At 72.3% G+C, this 16,754-nt stretch carries 14 protein-coding genes; all 14 read left to right on the top strand.

Annotated features, from left to right (window positions below):
• Window positions 1-2: 2 nt before the first annotated feature.
• The 14 genes from R2D22_RS06165 (at window position 3) to R2D22_RS06100 (ending at window position 16,738) form a co-directional block, all read left to right on the top strand.
• Window positions 3-887: a glycosyltransferase family 2 protein gene (locus tag R2D22_RS06165; RefSeq protein WP_318101762.1), complete on the top strand. Its 885-nt coding sequence runs from the start codon at window positions 3-5 to the stop codon at window positions 885-887.
• 103 nt (window positions 888-990) lie between these two features.
• Entirely contained in the window at window positions 991-1,920 is a 930-nt protein-coding gene (locus R2D22_RS06160; protein ID WP_318101761.1) for an ABC transporter permease, read from the top strand.
• The gene (locus tag R2D22_RS06155; protein ID WP_318101760.1) at window positions 1,913-2,698 is read left to right on the top strand and encodes an ABC transporter ATP-binding protein; all 786 of its coding nucleotides are present in this window, start codon (window positions 1,913-1,915) and stop codon (window positions 2,696-2,698) included. Before R2D22_RS06160 ends, R2D22_RS06155 begins: the two co-directional genes overlap by 8 nt.
• Window positions 2,699-2,837: 139 nt before the next feature.
• On the top strand, window positions 2,838-3,494 hold the full coding sequence (locus R2D22_RS06150) for a TetR/AcrR family transcriptional regulator (RefSeq protein ID WP_318101759.1): 657 nt from the start codon (window positions 2,838-2,840) through the stop codon (window positions 3,492-3,494).
• Window positions 3,495-3,846: 352 nt separating this feature from the next.
• A complete protein-coding gene (hpnC, locus tag R2D22_RS06145; protein ID WP_318101758.1) occupies window positions 3,847-4,740 on the top strand; it encodes a squalene synthase HpnC in 894 nt (297 codons plus the stop codon).
• Window positions 4,737-5,687 carry a presqualene diphosphate synthase HpnD gene (gene hpnD, locus R2D22_RS06140; protein ID WP_318101757.1) on the top strand — a complete coding sequence of 317 codons (951 nt, stop codon included), beginning with the start codon at window positions 4,737-4,739 and terminating at the stop codon, window positions 5,685-5,687. Before hpnC ends, hpnD begins: the two co-directional genes overlap by 4 nt.
• 139 nt (window positions 5,688-5,826) lie before the next feature.
• The gene (hpnE, locus tag R2D22_RS06135; RefSeq protein ID WP_318101755.1) at window positions 5,827-7,272 is read left to right on the top strand and encodes a hydroxysqualene dehydroxylase HpnE; all 1,446 of its coding nucleotides are present in this window, start codon (window positions 5,827-5,829) and stop codon (window positions 7,270-7,272) included.
• Complete coding sequence (locus tag R2D22_RS06130; RefSeq protein ID WP_318101754.1) at window positions 7,269-8,369, top strand: polyprenyl synthetase family protein; 1,101 nt, start codon at window positions 7,269-7,271, stop codon at window positions 8,367-8,369. The genes hpnE and R2D22_RS06130 overlap by 4 nt, the downstream gene beginning before the upstream one ends.
• Before the next feature lie 107 nt (window positions 8,370-8,476).
• Window positions 8,477-10,534: a squalene--hopene cyclase gene (gene shc / locus R2D22_RS06125; RefSeq protein WP_318101753.1), complete on the top strand. Its 2,058-nt coding sequence runs from the start codon at window positions 8,477-8,479 to the stop codon at window positions 10,532-10,534.
• A complete protein-coding gene (locus R2D22_RS06120; protein ID WP_411976983.1) occupies window positions 10,534-11,232 on the top strand; it encodes a phosphorylase family protein in 699 nt (232 codons plus the stop codon). Before shc ends, R2D22_RS06120 begins: the two co-directional genes overlap by 1 nt.
• A 6-nt stretch (window positions 11,233-11,238) precedes the next feature.
• Window positions 11,239-12,261, top strand: coding sequence for an adenosyl-hopene transferase HpnH (gene hpnH, locus R2D22_RS06115; protein WP_318101752.1), 1,023 nt, complete (start codon window positions 11,239-11,241; stop codon window positions 12,259-12,261).
• A 4-nt stretch (window positions 12,262-12,265) separates the two neighbouring features.
• Window positions 12,266-13,441, top strand: a complete 1,176-nt coding sequence (gene ispG / locus R2D22_RS06110) for a flavodoxin-dependent (E)-4-hydroxy-3-methylbut-2-enyl-diphosphate synthase (protein WP_318101751.1) — start codon at window positions 12,266-12,268, stop codon at window positions 13,439-13,441.
• Between the two features lie 31 nt (window positions 13,442-13,472).
• A complete protein-coding gene (gene dxs / locus R2D22_RS06105) occupies window positions 13,473-15,353 on the top strand; it encodes a 1-deoxy-D-xylulose-5-phosphate synthase (protein WP_318101750.1) in 1,881 nt (626 codons plus the stop codon).
• A complete protein-coding gene (locus tag R2D22_RS06100; protein ID WP_318101749.1) occupies window positions 15,350-16,738 on the top strand; it encodes an aspartate aminotransferase family protein in 1,389 nt (462 codons plus the stop codon). The genes dxs and R2D22_RS06100 overlap by 4 nt, the downstream gene beginning before the upstream one ends.
• The last annotated feature ends 16 nt before the right edge of the window (window positions 16,739-16,754 follow it).

The raw sequence follows: 16,754 nt of genomic DNA, 5'->3' as shown, positions 1-16,754 counted from the left end.
CCATGAGCAAGCCACTGAAGCTGGGCGCCGTCATCATCACCATGGGCAACCGCCCCGACGACCTGCGCGCCCTGCTCGACTCGGTCGCCCGACAGGACGGCGACCCGGTCGAGGTCGTCGTGGTCGGCAACGGCGCGCCCGTCACGGACGTCCCCGCGGGCGTGCGGACCATCGACCTGCCGGAGAACCTCGGCATCCCCGGCGGCCGCAACGTCGGCATCGAGGCCTTCGGCCCCGGCGGCACCGACGTCGACGTCCTGCTCTTCCTCGACGACGACGGCCTGCTGCCGAACACCGACACCGCCGAGCTGGTCCGCCAGGCCTTCACCGCCGACCCGAAGCTGGGCATCGTCAGCTTCCGGATCGCCGACCCGGAGACCGGGCTCACCCAGCGCCGGCACGTGCCCCGGCTGCGCGCCTCCGACCCGATGCGGTCCTCGCGCGTGACGACCTTCCTGGGCGGCGCCAACGCCGTCCGTACCAAGGTCACGGCCGAGGTCGGCGGGCTGCCGGACGAGTTCTTCTACGCCCACGAGGAGACCGATCTCGCCTGGCGGGCGCTGGACGCCGGCTGGATGATCGACTATCGCTCCGACATGGTGCTGTTCCACCCCACGACGCCGCCCTCCCGGCACGCGACGTACCACTTCAACGTGGCCCGCAACCGGGTCTGGCTGGCCCGGCGGAACCTGCCCGCCCCGCTGATCCCGCTCTACCTGGGGGTCTGGCTGCTGCTCACCCTGGTCAGGCGGCCCTCCGGGGCCGCGCTGAAGGCCTGGTTCGGCGGCTTCAAGGAGGGCTGGACCACCCCGTGCGGTCCGCGTCGGCCCATGAAGTGGCGTACGGTGTGGCGGCTGACCAGACTGGGCCGCCCTCCTGTCATCTGACAAGCTCGGTATCTGAGAGCATCGGGTTACTCCTCGGGGCACGGACGCGCCGCGCCCCCGGCACCCGACTTGCCGCGCATCTTGAACACGAAAGTTTCAACTTGTGAGTGACACAACCCATGAGGGTGCGATCGCGATGACCGCGCCGCCATCCGTCGACGACGGCCTCTCCCCGGCGGAGCTGGCCGCGAAGTACGGCCTCGCGGTGAGCGGTGCCCGGCCGGGCCTCGTCGAGTACGTCCGGCAGCTGTGGGGGCGCCGCCACTTCATCCTGGCGTTCTCCCAGGCGAAGCTGACGGCCCAGTACGCCCAGGCCAAGCTGGGCCAGCTGTGGCAGGTGGCGACCCCGCTGCTCAACGCGCTGGTCTACTACCTGATCTTCGGGCTGATCCTGAACGCGAGCCGGGGCATGTCGAAGGAGGTGTACATCCCCTTCCTGGTGACCGGTGTGTTCGTCTTCACGTTCACCCAGTCCTCGGTGATGGCGGGTGTGCGCGCGATCTCCAACAACCTGGGTCTGGTCCGGGCGCTGCACTTCCCGCGCGCCTCGCTGCCCATCTCGTTCGCGCTGCAGCAGCTCCAGCAGCTGCTGTTCTCGATGATCGTGCTGGTCGCGATCGCCGTCGCGTTCGGCAGCTACCCGTCGCTGAGCTGGCTGCTGGTCGTGCCCGCGCTGGCGCTGCAGTTCGTCTTCAACACCGGCCTCGCAATGATCATGGCCCGGCTCGGCAGCAAGACGCCCGACCTGGCCCAGCTGATGCCTTTCATCATGCGGACCTGGATGTACGCCTCCGGCGTCATGTTCTCGATCCCGCTGATGCTCGCGGACAAGCCGGCGTGGATCGCCGACGTCCTCATGTACAACCCGGCGGCGGTCTACATGGACCTGGTCCGCTTCGCACTGATCGACGGATACGGCTCCGAGAACCTGCCGTCGCACGTCTGGATGGCCGGCCTCGGCTGGGCCGTGCTGCTCGGCGTCGTCGGTTTCGTGTACTTCTGGAAGGCGGAGGAGAGGTACGGCCGTGGATGACAACCGCAACCAGGGGCGCGTCCCCACCGTCATCGCCGACGATGTCCACATCGTCTACCGGGTCAACGGAGGCGGTGGCGGCAAGGGCAGTGCCACCGCCGCGCTGAGCCGGATACTCGGCAGGGGCAAGGGCGAGGCCCGGGGCGTCCGCAAGGTGCACGCCGTGCGCGGCGTCTCCTTCACCGCGTACCGCGGCGAGGCGATCGGCCTGATCGGGACCAACGGTTCCGGCAAGTCGACCCTGCTGCGGGCCATCGCCGGACTGCTGCCGACCGAGAGCGGCAAGGTCTACACCGACGGCCAGCCGTCGCTCCTCGGCGTCAACGCGGCGCTGATGAACGACCTGACCGGCGAGCGCAACGTCATCCTCGGCGGTCTGGCCATGGGCATGAGCAAGGAGGAGATCAAGGCCCGCTACCAGGGCATCGTCGACTTCTCCGGCATCAACGAGAAGGGTGACTTCATCACCCTCCCGATGCGGACGTACTCCTCCGGCATGGGAGCCCGGCTCCGCTTCTCCATCGCGGCCGCCAAGAACCACGACGTCCTCATGATCGACGAGGCGCTGGCCACCGGTGACAGCAAGTTCCGGATCCGTTCCGAGGAGCGGATCCGCGAGCTGCGCAAGGAGGCAGGCACGGTCTTCCTGGTCAGCCACAGCAACAAGTCGATCAGGGACACCTGCGACCGCGTCCTGTGGCTGGAGAAGGGCGAGCTGCTGATGGACGGGCCCGCCGACGAGGTGCTGAAGGCGTACGAGCGCGAGACCGGGAAGTAGTCCCGGCCGCACGCGCAGGCCCCCGTCGGAGTGATCCGGCGGGGGCCTCGTGCGTGCCGCCGCCACGCACGGGTGATGTGCCGGACGGGCACGCCACGTCCGGAAAGTTCATGCGGTCAACATCGGGCAGGATGATCCCATGGCAGCGATCTCGGGGGGAAAGTCCTACCACCACGGCGACCTGCGCAACGCGCTGGTCGACGCCGCCGTCGACCTCGCAGCGGACGGCGGTCCCGAGCGGGTGGTGCTGCGCGAGGCGGCCCGCCGGGTCGGCGTCTCGCCGACCGCCGCCTACCGTCACTTCGACGGGCAGGGGGAGCTGCTGGGGGCGGTGAAGAGACACGCGCAGGGGGCGCTCGCCGAGGCGATGGAGCGGGCCGCGAGCCGGGCCCACGGGTCCGACGACCCGGCGCTCGCCGCCGAGTGCCGGCTCGCCGCCCTGGTCCGCGGGTACGTCGCCTTCGCGCTCGCCGAGCCGGGCCTGTACCGCGCCGCGTTCTGCACCCCGCGCCCGCCGTGCGGCATGGGATGGCTCGCCGGGGCAGGTGCGGAACCGGCCGCGGAGCCCGAGGTGCGGGCGTTCGCCCTGCTCACCGAGGCGCTCGCGGCGCTGGCCGCGGCCGGCCCGGCGCCCCGGCCGGCCGCGCCGGACGTACAGGCCGCCGCGTGGTCGGCCGTCCACGGGCTGTCGCTGCTGCTGGTGGACGGGCCGCTGCGGCGACTTCCGGCCGGGCGGCGGGACGGGGTCGTCGAGCGGACCCTGGCCATGCTGGTCTCCGGCGTCCGCGCCGACTGAGGGTCACGGGCCGACAACGGTTCCTTACGTGCGTCAAGTGCCATGGCGCACGGGGTGGTTGGCGTTCTGACGTGGTGTGATCGTCGTCCGCCGCACACCCCGACGCGGCACTGTGCGTTGTACAACGTAAGCTGTAGCGGTGCCGATTCGCGGCAAGTGGGGCGATAACCCCTAGGCATCCGCCCTCCGGGCGGTCACTCCACCGGCGAGGACCGGCGGCGTGTCCGAAATAGGATGTATTGGGTCGGCAGTGTAGAACGGGAGATGTGACGGCAATGACGGATGATCTCCAGCTCCGCGAGGGTACGGCCGTCCCCGCGTCGGGCAGCCCGCAGTGACGGGTGCCGGGCAGGTGCGCCCCGACGCCTCCTCGCGCACCACACTCGGCAAGGCCGCGGACGAGAACTTCCCCGTGGCCCCCTTCTTCCTGCCGCGCGCCTGGCGCGACGACCTCATGGCCGTCTACGGCTTCGCCCGCCTCGTCGACGACATCGGCGACGGCGACCTCGCCCCCGGTGGCGCCGACGCCCGGCACCTCGGCGTCGAACCCGAGTACGCCGACGACCCGCTCGCCCTGCTCGACGCCTTCGAGGCCGACCTCATGCGCGTCTTCGAGGGGACCCCGCAGCACCCCCTGCTGCGCGCCCTGCAGCCGACCGTCCGGCGCTGCTCCCTCACCCCCGGCCCGTTCCTCGGCCTGATCGAGGCCAACCGGCAGGACCAGGTGGTCCGCCGCTACGAGACCTACGACGACCTCCTCGCGTACTGCGAGCTCTCCGCCAACCCCGTCGGCCGGCTGGTCCTGGCGATCACCGGGACCGCCACCCCCGAGCGGCTGGGCCGCTCCGACGCGATCTGCACCGCGCTGCAGATCGTCGAGCACCTCCAGGACGTCGCCGAGGACCTCGGCCGGGACCGGATCTACCTGCCCGCCGAGGACATGAAGCGCTTCCACGTCACCGAGGCCGACCTGGCGCGGCCGAGTGCGAGCGCGTCGGTGCGCAGCCTGATCGCCTTCGAGGCCGAGCGGGCCCGCACCCTGCTCGACGAGGGCGCCCCGCTGGTGGGCAGCGTGCACGGCAGGCTGCGCCTGCTGCTCGCCGGATTCACGGCCGGCGGTCACGCCGCCCTCGACGCGATCACCGCCGCCGGGTTCGACGTCCTGCCCGGGCCGCCCAGGGCCGGCCGGCCCGCACTGGTGCGCGCGGCGAGCCGCGTCCTGCGCAGGGCGCGGAGAGAGGGGTGAGCCGGACCGTGGAGCCGCACAACGAGCTGTCCGCGCCGGTACGGGCCGCGTACAGCTACTGCGAGACCGTCACCGGGCAGCAGGCCCGCAACTTCGCGTACGGGATCCGGCTGCTGCCGGCCGACAAGCGCCAGGCCATGTCGGCGCTCTACGCCTTCTCGCGGCGGGTCGACGACATCGGCGACGGCGAGCTGGCGCCGGAGACCAAGCGAGAGCGGCTGGAGGCCACCCGCGCGCTGCTCGACCGGATCCGCAAGGGCGACGTGGACCAGGACGACACCGATCCGGTCGCCGTGGCCCTGGCCGACGCCGCCGAGCGCTTCCCGATCCCGCTCGGCGGGCTCGACGAACTGATCGACGGCGTCCTGATGGACGTGCGCGGCCAGACCTACGAGACCTGGGACGACCTCAAGGTCTACTGCCGCTGCGTCGCGGGCGCCATCGGCCGGCTCTCGCTCGGCGTGTTCGGCACCCAGTCGGGCGCGCACGGCGCCGAGCGCGCCCCGGAGTACGCCGACACGCTGGGGCTCGCGCTCCAGCTCACCAACATCCTGCGGGACGTCCGCGAGGACGCCGGCAACGGGCGGGTCTACCTGCCCGCCGACGACCTCGCCAAGTTCGGCTGCACCGACGGCTTCCAGGACGCGGCCCTGCCCCCCGGGGCCGACTTCGCCGGACTCGTGCACTACGAAGTCCGCCGCGCCCGTGCCCTGTTCGCCGAGGGCTACCGGCTGCTGCCGATGCTCGACCGGCGCAGCGGGGCGTGCGTCGCCGCCATGGCCGGCATCTACCGCAGACTCCTCGACCGGATCGAGCGCGACCCCGAGGCCGTACTGCGCGGCCGGGTCTCGCTGCCCGGCCGGGAGAAGGCGTACGTTGCCGTCCGCGGCCTCTCCGGCCTGGACGCCCGGCACATCTCCCGCCGCACCGTGAGGAGGCGCGCGTGACGAGTCGAGCTGAACCCCTGGCTCCTGTGGTCCGTGCCGCAGGCCAGGCGCCTCGCGGCGGCCGGGCCGTGGCGGCCGCCCGCGCAACCCGCGCGAGGAGTACCGCGTCCATGCCTGGGGCGGCACGAAGGGAGGCGTCGTGACGACGGACGACAGCACGGGTCGCCTCACGGCGCCCGGCGACCGCGACGCACCGGACTCCACCGCGTTCGCGGCGGCTCCGCACGCCGTCGTCGTCGGCGGCGGACTCGCCGGAGTCACCGCCGCCCTGCGGCTCGCCGACTCCGGGGCGCGCGTGACCCTGCTCGAAGGCCGGCCGCGGCTCGGCGGCCTCGCGTTCTCGTTCGAGCGCGGGGAGCTGACCGTCGACAACGGCCAGCACGTCTACCTGCGCTGCTGCACCGCGTACCGCTGGTTCCTCGACCGGATCGACGCCGCCCACCTCGCCCCGCTGCAGGACCGCCTCGACGTGCCCGTGCTCGACGTCGCGCACCCGCGCGGGCCCCGGCTCGGGCGGCTGCGCCGCACCGGCCTGCCCGTACCGCTGCACCTCGCCGCCAGCCTGGCGACCTACCCGCACCTGTCCCCGGCCGAGCGGGCCGGGGTGGCGCGCGCCGCCCTCGCGCTCAAGAAGCTCGACCCCGCCGACCCGGCCCTCGACGGCATCGACTTCGCCACCTGGCTCGGCCGGCACGGCCAGACGCCGCGCACCATCGAGGCCCTGTGGGACCTCGTCGGCGTCGCCACCCTCAACGCCACCGCGCCGCACGCCTCCATGGGCCTGGCCGCGATGGTCTTCAAGACCGGGCTGCTCTCCGACCCCGGCGCGGCCGACATCGGCTGGGCGCACGTCCCGCTCGGCGAACTGCACGACACCCGGGCCCGCAAGGCCCTCGACTCACTCGGCGTCCGCACCGAACTGCGCACCAAGGCCGAGCGGATCTCCCGTACGGCCGACGGGCGCTGGGCCGTCCAGGTTCCCGGCGAGACCCTCGACGCCGACGCCGTCGTCCTCGCCGTTCCGCAGCGCGAGGCCCACGGCCTGCTGCCGGAGGGCGCGCTCGCCGACCCCGACCGGCTGCTCGACATCGGCACCGCGCCGATCCTCAACGTCCATGTCGTCTACGACCGCAAGGTCCTCCGGCAGCCCTTCTTCACCGCGCTCGGCTCGCCGGTGCAGTGGGTCTTCGACCGCACCGAGTCCTCCGGCCTGAAGGGTGGAGGGCAGTACCTCGCCGTCTCGCAGTCGGCCGCGCAGGACGAGATCGACGAGCCGGTCGTCGTCCTGCGGGAGCGCTACCTGCCGGAGCTGGAGCGGCTGCTGCCCGCCGCCCGCGGCGCCGGCGTACGGGACTTCTTCGTCACCCGGGAGCGGACGGCCACGTTCGCGCCCACCCCGGGCGTCGGGCGGCTCCGCCCCGGCGCCCGCACCGCCGCGCCCGGCCTCGCCCTGGCCGGCGCATGGACCGCCACCGGCTGGCCCGCCACCATGGAGGGTGCTGTGCGCAGCGGCTTCAGTGCCGCCGACGCAGCACTCTCGGCCCTCGGCCGCCCCCATGAACATCCGCTGCAGGAGGCGGTATGAGCGTGAGTACCGGAACAAGAGGAGAGACCGTGCCGACTGTGCCACCGGGCAACCCGGTTGTCGACACCGCGGACGTGACCGCACTTCTGGAGCGGGGGCGGGCCCTGTGCACCCCCGTCCTGCGGGCGGCCGTCGACCGCCTCGCACCGCCCATGGACACCGTGGCCGCCTACCACTTCGGCTGGATCGACGCACAGGGCAACCCCACCGACGCCGACAGCGGCAAGGCCGTCCGTCCGGCGCTCGCGCTGCTCTCCGCCGAGGCCGCCGGCAGAGCCCCCGAGATCGGCATCCCCGGCGCCGTCGCCGTGGAGCTGGTGCACAACTTCTCGCTGCTGCACGACGACCTGATGGACGGCGACGAGCAGCGCCGGCACCGCGACACCGTCTGGAAGGTGCACGGCCCGGCCCAGGCGATCCTCGTCGGCGACGCGCTGTTCGCGCTGGCCAACGAACTGCTCCTGGAACTCGGCACCGTCGAGGCCGGCCGCGCCACCCGCCGGCTCACCACCGCCACCCGCAAGCTGATCGACGGGCAGGCGCAGGACATCTCCTACGAGCACCGTGAGCGGGTCACGGTCGAGGAGTGCCTGACGATGGAGGGCAACAAGACCGGCGCGCTGCTGGCCTGCGCCGTCTCCATCGGAGCGGTGCTCGGCGGCGCCGACGACCGGACCGCCGACAAGCTGGAGGAGTACGGCTACCACCTCGGCCTCGCCTTCCAGGCCGTCGACGACCTGCTCGGCATCTGGGGCGACCCGGAGGCCACCGGCAAGCAGACCTGGAGCGACCTGCGCCAGCGCAAGAAGTCGCTGCCGGTCGTCGCCGCCCTCGCGGCCGGCGGCCCGGCCTCCGAGCGGCTCGGGCAGCTCCTCGCGGCCGACGCCAAGAGCACCGACTTCGACTCGTTCTCCGAGGAGGAGTTCGCCGCCCGCGCCGCCCTGATCGAGGAGGCCGGCGGCCGCGAGTGGACCTCTCAGGAGGCCCGCCGCCAGCACGGAACGGCCATCGAGGCCCTGCACGAGGTCGACATGCCCGAGCGGGTCAGGGCGCAGCTCGTCGCGCTCGCCGACTTCGTCGTCGTACGGAAGAGATGATCACCATCACCCTGATATGAGTGCGCGGTCGCCGGCCGGCGCCATCCGGCGCCGGCCGACGGCAGACCCGAAGAAGCAGAAGCAACCGACTGCACGAAGGGGACGCCATGACAGCGACGACCGACGGAAGCGCCGGGGCCGTGGGACCCCGGGCTGCCGAGGCCGGCCGTACGACCGACACACCATCCGCTCCGGGCGAATTGCGCGGCGCCGCCGCGCGCGCCGCACAGCGCTCGACCGAGCACCTCCTCGCCCGCCAGGACGCCGCCGGCTGGTGGAAGGGCGACCTCGAGACCAACGTCACCATGGACGCCGAGGACCTGCTGCTCCGTCAGTTCCTGGGCATCCGCGACGAGGAGACCACCCGCGCCACCGCCCTGTTCATCCGCGGCGAGCAGCGCGAGGACGGCACCTGGGCCACGTTCTACGGCGGGCCCGGCGAACTGTCCACCACCGTCGAGGCGTACGTGGCGCTGCGGCTCGCCGGGGACCGGCCCGAGGACCCGCACATGGCACGTGCCGCCGCGTGGATCCGCGAGCACGGCGGCATCGCCGCCGCCCGGGTCTTCACCCGGATCTGGCTGGCCCTGTTCGGCTGGTGGAGGTGGGACGACCTGCCCGAGGTGCCGCCGGAGCTGATCCTGCTGCCCTCGTGGTTCCCGCTGAACATCTACGACTTCGGCTGCTGGGCGCGGCAGACCATCGTGCCGCTGAGCGTCGTCTCGGCAAAGCGCCCGGTGCGCCCCGCGCCGTTCCCGCTGACCGAGCTGCACACCGACCCCGCCCGGCCGGTCCCGCCCGCCCGCCCGGCCCCGCCGGCCAGCTGGGACGGCGTCTTCCAGCGGCTCGACAAGGCGCTGCACGTCTACCACCGGGTCGCGCCGCGCCGGCTGCGCCGGGCGGCGATGAACACGGCCGCCCGCTGGATCGTCGAGCGGCAGGAGAGCGACGGCTGCTGGGGCGGCATCCAGCCGCCCGCCGTGTACTCGCTGATCGCCCTGCACCTGCTCGGCTACGACCTCGAGCACCCCGTGATGCGGGCCGGCCTGGAGTCCCTCGACCGGTTCGCGGTGTGGCGCGAGGACGGCGCCCGCATGATCGAGGCCTGCCAGTCCCCGGTCTGGGACACCTGCCTGGCCACCATCGCGCTCGCCGACGCGGGGCTCGCGCCCGACCACCCGGCGCTGGTGAGGGCCGTCGACTGGATGCTCGACGAGGAGATCGTCAAGAAGGGGGACTGGGCCGTGCGGCGGCCCGGACTCGCCCCCGGCGGCTGGGCGTTCGAGTTCCACAACGACAACTACCCGGACATCGACGACACCGCCGAGGTGATCCTCGCCCTGCGCCGGGTGAAGCACCCCGACCCCGCCAAGGTCGACGCGGCCGTCGCCCGCGCCGCGCGCTGGACCCTCGGCATGCAGTCGCGCAACGGGGCCTGGGGCGCCTTCGACGCCGACAACACCAGCCCGTTCCCCAACCGGCTGCCGTTCTGCGACTTCGGCGAGGTGATCGACCCGCCGTCGGCCGACGTCACCGCGCACGTCGTCGAGGTGCTCGGCTACGAGGGGCAGGCGCAACACCCGCGCGCCCGCAGGGGAATCGACTGGCTCCTCGCCGAACAGGACGCCGACGGGGGCTGGTTCGGGCGCTGGGGCGTCAACTACCTCTACGGAACAGCCTCCGTGGTGCCCGCGCTCACCGCGGCCGGACTGCCCGTCACGCATCCCGCGCTCCGGCGCGCTGTCGCCTGGCTGGAGTCCGTGCAGAACGACGACGGCGGCTGGGGCGAGGACCTGCGCTCGTACAAGGAGCGAAGCTGGATCGGGCGCGGTGTCTCGACCGCCTCGCAGACCGGCTGGGCGCTGATCGCGCTGCTCGCGGCCGGGGAGCGGGACAGCGAGGCCGTCGAGAGGGGCGTCGCCTGGCTCACCGAGACCCAGCGGGCGGACGGGACCTGGGACGAGCCGTACTTCACCGGCACCGGCTTCCCCTGGGACTTCTCCATCAACTACCACCTGTACCGGCTGGTCTTCCCGCTCACCGCGCTCGGCCGGTACCTGAACGGCGAACCCGAGCCGGCCGGGCTGCCGGCCCGGGCGCCCGGCTCGGCCCGAGCCGGGCGCCCCGGTGCGGACGCCGGTCCCGCGCACGCCGGGGAGGGATGATGCCCCGCGGACCGGAGCCCGCCGGTTCCGCATCGGCCGGTTCGGCATCCGCCGGTTCCCGGTCGGCCGGTGCGGTGCCGCCGCTCCTGATCGCCTGTGCGCTCGGCATCGAGCAGCTCGCCCTGCGGAGCGGCGGCCTCGGCGGCGCCGCCGGACCGGTGAACGTGCTGCGCACCGGCATGGGCCCCGCGCACGCCCGCCGGGCCGTCGCCCGGCAGCTGGGGCGCGAGCCCTGGCGCGACGCCGCCGTGCTCGCCTCGGGCTTCTGCGCCGGCCTCGCCCCCGGGATGCACCCCGGGGACCTCGTGGTCGCCGAGGGAACCCGTGACCCGGACGGCGACACGCCCTGCACGGGTACCGAGCTCCTTGTGAAGGCCCTGGTCCGAGCGCTGCCCGGTCGCACCGTCCACACCGGCCCGCTGACCGGATCGGACCACGTCGTACGCGGTCACGAGCGGGCCGAGCTGCTGGCCGGCGGGGCGATCGCGGTCGACATGGAGTCCGCCGCCACGCTCCGTACCGCGCTCGCCGCCGGACCCCGTCCGGTTGCGGCCGTCCGGGTGGTCGTGGACGCTCCAGAGCATGAGCTGGTCCGAATCGGCACGGTGCGCGGGGGAATATCAGCCTTCCGTGTTCTTCGTGCCGTCCTTCCCGCTTTCTTCGAATGGCACCGTTCTTTGCTGCTCCCCAGGAGGTGAGCGAGTATGGCCATGCCGCTCCGTCAGTCCATCCGGGTCGGGACCTATCTCTTCGAACAGAAGCTCCGCAAGCGGGACAAGTTCCCGCTCATCGTCGAACTGGAGCCGTTGTACGCCTGCAACCTGAAATGCGAGGGCTGCGGCAAGATCCAGCACCCGGCGGGCGTCCTCAAGCAGCGCATGCCGGTCGCGCAAGCCGTCGGCGCCGTGCTGGAGTCCGGTGCCCCGATGGTCTCCATCGCCGGTGGCGAACCGTTGATGCACCCTCAGATCGACGAGATCGTGCGCCAGTTGGTCGCGAGGAAGAAGTACGTCTTCCTTTGCACCAACGCCCTCCTGCTGCGGAAGAAGCTGGAGAAGTTCACTCCCTCCCCGTACTTCGCCTTCGCGGTGCACATCGACGGGCTCCGTGAGCGGCACGACGAGTCGGTGGCCAAGGAGGGCGTGTTCGACGAGGCGGTGGCGGCGATCAAGGAGGCCAAGAGGCAGGGCTTCCGGGTCACCACCAACTCGACCTTCTTCAACACCGACACCCCCCAGACGATCATCGAGGTGCTGAACTTCCTCAACGACGACCTTCAGGTCGACGAAATGATGATCTCGCCCGCCTACGCCTACGAGAAGGCCCCCGACCAGGAGCACTTCCTCGGCGTCGAGCAGACCCGCGAGCTGTTCAAGAAGGCGTTCGCCGGCGGCAACCGGCGCCGCTGGCGGCTCAACCACTCGCCGCTCTTCCTGGACTTCCTGGAGGGCAAGGCGGACTTCCCGTGCACCGCCTGGGCGATCCCGAACTACTCCCTCTTCGGCTGGCAGCGGCCCTGCTACCTGATGAGCGACGGATACGTCCCCACGTACCGGGAGCTGATCGAGGACACCGACTGGAACAAGTACGGCCGGGGCAAGGACCCGCGCTGCGCCAACTGCATGGCGCACTGCGGCTACGAGCCCACCGCCGTCCTCGCCACCATGGGCTCGCTCAAGGAGTCCCTGCGCGCGGCCCGCGAGACCGTCTCCCAGAACCACGGGTGACGTCGTGAGCGCGGGAGCGGACGGTCGTTCCGTCCCTCTGGGGCTTCCCCACCCCCCGCCCCGGCCCCTGGCGGAGCGCCGCGTCTCGCGGCGGATCCACGTCGGGCCGGTGGCGGTGGGCGGGGACGCGCCCGTCTCGGTGCAGTCGATGACGACGACCCGGACCTCCGACGTCGGCGCGACGCTCCAGCAGATCGCCGAGCTGACCGCGGCCGGCTGCCAGATCGTCCGGGTGGCGTGTCCGACCCAGGACGACGCGGACGCGCTCGCGGTCATCGCGCAGAAGTCGCGCATCCCGGTGATCGCCGACATCCACTTCCAGCCGAAGTACGTGTTCGCGGCGATCGACGCGGGCTGTGCGGCGGTCCGGGTGAATCCGGGAAACATCAAGCAGTTCGACGACAAGGTGAAGGAGATCGCGAAGGCGGCCTCCGCCGCCGGCATTCCGATCCGTATCGGAGTGAACGCGGGCTCGCTCGACCGGCGACTCCTCGAGAAACACGGCAGGGCGACACCGGAGGCCCTGGTGGAATCCGCCCTCTGGGAGGCGTCGCTTTTCGAGGAGCACGGATTCGGCGACCTCAAGATCTCGGTGAAGCACAACGACCCGGTCGTGATGGTGAACGCCTACCGCGGGCTCGCCGCGGCCTGCGACTATCCGCTGCACCTCGGAGTGACCGAGGCGGGACCGGCCTTCCAGGGGACGGTCAAGTCGGCCGTCGCCTTCGGGGCGCTGCTCGGCGAGGGCATCGGCGACACCATCAGGGTCTCCCTCTCGGCCCCGCCGGTCGAGGAGATCAAGGTCGGCATCCAGATCCTGGAGTCGCTCGGGCTGCGGCAGCGCCGCCTGGAGATCGTGTCCTGCCCGTCCTGCGGCCGTGCCCAGGTAGACGTGTACAAGCTCGCCGACCAGGTCACCGCCGGGCTCGAAGGCATGGAAGTACCGCTGCGGGTGGCCGTGATGGGCTGCGTGGTCAACGGACCGGGGGAGGCCCGCGAGGCCGATCTCGGGGTCGCCTCCGGCAACGGCAAGGGCCAGATCTTCGTGAAGGGACAGGTCGTCAAGACCGTCCCCGAGTCGCGGATCGTGGAGACCCTCATCGAGGAGGCGCAGAAGATCGCCGCGGCCATGGAGGACGCGGGGGTGGCCTCCGGCCCGCCCGCGGTCTCCGTCGGCTGACGGCAGCACAGGATCCGACAGGGGGCCGAGCATGACGATTCTGGAGACCATCCGGGGACCGCGCGACCTGTGGCCGCTCACCGTCCCGCAACTGAACGAACTGGCCGGGGAGATCCGCGGCTTCCTGATCCAGGCCGTGGCCCGGACCGGCGGCCACCTCGGGCCCAACCTCGGGGTGGTGGAACTCTCCCTCGCCCTGCACCGGGTCTTCGACTCCCCACAGGACAAGGTGCTGTGGGACACCGGACACCAGAGCTACGTCCACAAACTCCTCACCGGGCGGCAGGACTTCTCCAAGCTGCGCGGCAAGGGCGGCCTGTCCGGTTACCCGTCCCGGGCGGAGTCCGAGCACGACGTCATCGAGAACTCGCACGCCTCCACGGTCCTCGGCTGGGCCGACGGCCTCGCCAAGGCCAACGAGGTGCTCGGCCGCCCGCACCACGTCGTCGCGGTCATCGGCGACGGCGCGCTGACCGGCGGCATGGCCTGGGAGGCGCTGAACAACATCGCCGCCGCCAAGGACCGTCCGCTCGTCATCGTCGTCAACGACAACGAGCGCTCGTACGCCCCGACCATCGGCGGCCTCGCCAACCACCTGGCCACCCTGCGCACGGCCGACGGCTACGAGCGCTTCCTGTCCTGGGGCAAGGACGTCCTGGAGCGCACCCCCGTGGTCGGACGGCCGCTGTACGAGTCCCTGCACGGCGCGAAGAAGGGGTTCAAGGACGCCTTCGCGCCCCAGGGGCTCTTCGAGGACCTCGGGCTCAAGTACGTCGGCCCCGTCGACGGCCACGACGTCGCCGCCGTCGAGTCCGCACTGCGCCGCGCGAAGCGGTTCAGCGGCCCGGTGCTCGTGCACTGCCTGACCGAGAAGGGCCGGGGCTACCCGCCCGCCCTGGAGGACGAGGCCGACCACTTCCACGCCGTCGGCGCGATGGACCCGCTGACCTGCGAGCCGCTGACCCCGCCGGCCGGCCCCTCCTGGACCTCGGTGTTCGGCGACGCCCTCGCCGAGATCGGCGCCGAACGGCCGGACGTCGTCGCCCTGACGGCCGCCATGCTCCACCCGGTCGGCCTGACGAAGTTCGCCGAGCGCTTCCCCGACCGGGTCTGGGACGTCGGCATCGCCGAGCAGCACGCCGCCGTGTCCGCCGCCGGGCTCGCCACCGGCGGACTGCACCCGGTCGTCGCCGTCTACGCGACCTTCCTCAACCGGGCCTTCGACCAGGTCCTCATGGACGTGGCGCTGCACCGCTGCGGCGTCACCTTCGTCCTCGACCGGGCCGGCGTCACCGGCGCCGACGGGCCCTCGCACAACGGCATGTGGGACCTGTCCGTCCTCCAGGTCGTGCCCGGCCTGCGGATCGCCGCCCCGCGCGACGCCGACCAGCTGCGGGCACAGCTGCGGGAGGCCGTGGACGTCGACGACGCGCCGACGCTGCTGCGCTTCCCGAAGGAGTCGGCCGGCCCGCCGCTGCCGGCCGTGGGCCGGATCGGCGGCATGGACGTGCTGCGCCGGGAAGACGCCGCCGACGTCCTGCTGGTCGCCGTCGGCGTGATGGCCGCAGAATGCCTCGGGGCCGCCGAGCTGCTCGCCGGACGCGGCATCCGGTGCACGGTCGTCGACCCCCGCTGGGTCAAGCCGGTCGACCCGGCGCTCGCCCCGCTGGCCGCCGGGCACCGGCTGGTCGCGGTCGTCGAGGACAACAGCCGGACCGGCGGCGTCGGGGCCGCGGTCGGCCAGGCGCTGCGCGACGCCGGCGTGGACGTGCCGCTGCGCACCTTCGGCATCCCCGAGCAGTTCCTCGCCCACGCCTCCCGCAAGGAGGTGCTGGCCGAGATCGGACTGACCCCGGTGGAGATCGCCGGCCGGATCAGCGCCGCGCTCGTACGCAAGGAGAACCAGGAATGACCGACAAGGGATTCGACCTCGGGCGGCTGCTCGCGGAGCGCGGCGCGGAGCGGTACGAGCTGCACGCGAAGTACCTGAACCACCAGCTGCCGCGCATGCTGCACACCATCGGATTCGACAAGGTCTACGAACGGGCCGAGGGCGCCCACTTCTGGGACTCCGAGGGCAACGACCACCTCGACATGCTGGCCGGCTTCGGCGTGATGGGCCTGGGCCGGCACCACCCGGTGGTCCGTAAGGCCCTGCACGACGTCCTCGACGCCTCGCTCGCCGACCTGACCCGCTTCGACTGCCCGCCGCTGCCCGGCCTGCTCGCCGAGAGGCTGCTGGCCCACAGCCCGCACCTCGACCGGGTCTTCTTCGGCAACAGCGGCACGGAGGCGGTCGAGACCGCGCTGAAGTTCGCCCGCTACGCCACCGGCCGGCCGAGGATCCTGTACTGCGACCACGCCTTCCACGGCCTGACCACCGGCTCGCTCTCGGTGAACGGCGAGCGCGGCTTCCGGGACGGCTTCGCGCCGCTGCTGCCCGACACCGCGATCGAGCTGGGCGACCTCGACGCCCTGGGGCGGGAGCTGCGCCGGGGCGACGTGGCCGCGCTGATCGTCGAGCCGATCCAGGGCAAGGGGGTGCACGAGGCGCCGCCCGGCTATCTGCGGGCGGCGCAGGAGCTGCTGCACCGGCACAAGGCGCTGCTGATCGCCGACGAGGTGCAGACCGGACTCGGCAGGACCGGCGACTTCTACGCGTACCAGCACGAGGACGGCGTGGAGCCCGACCTGGTCTGCGTCGCGAAGGCGCTGTCCGGCGGGTACGTGCCGGTCGGCGCGACCCTCGGCAAGGACTGGATCTTCAAGAAGGTCTTCTCGTCGATGGACCGGGTCCTCGTCCACTCCGCCAGTTTCGGCTCGAACGCCCAGGCCATGGCGGCCGGGCTCGCGGTGCTGTCGGTGATGGAGCAGGAGGGGACGGTGGCGCACGTCCGGCAGGTCGGCGGGCTGCTGGCCGACCGGCTGCGCGCGCTGGTGCCGCGGTACGAGCTGCTGCACGAGATCCGCGGCCGGGGACTGATGATCGGGATCGAGTTCGGACGGCCCTCCTCGCTGGGGCTGCGCAGCCGCTGGACCATGCTCCAGGCGGCCCGGAAAGGGCTCTTCGCGCAGATGGTCGTGGTGCCGCTGCTCCAGCGGCACCGGATCCTCACCCAGGTGTCGGGGGATCACCTGGAGGTGATCAAGCTGATCCCGCCGCTGGTGATCGACGAGGCGGACGTGGACCGGTTCGTCGAGGCGTTCACGGCGGTGATGGACGACGCGCACGGCGGCGGCGGGCTCATGTGGGACTTCGGGAAGACACTGGTCAAGCAGGCCGTGGCGCAGCGCTGAGGGACGGGCACAGCGC

Source organism: Streptomyces sp. HUAS YS2 (genome assembly GCF_033343995.1).
Lineage (GTDB): Bacteria > Actinomycetota > Actinomycetes > Streptomycetales > Streptomycetaceae > Streptomyces > Streptomyces solicathayae.
Note: the sequence above shows the minus strand (reverse complement) of the source record. Positions and strands in the feature narration are given on the sequence as shown.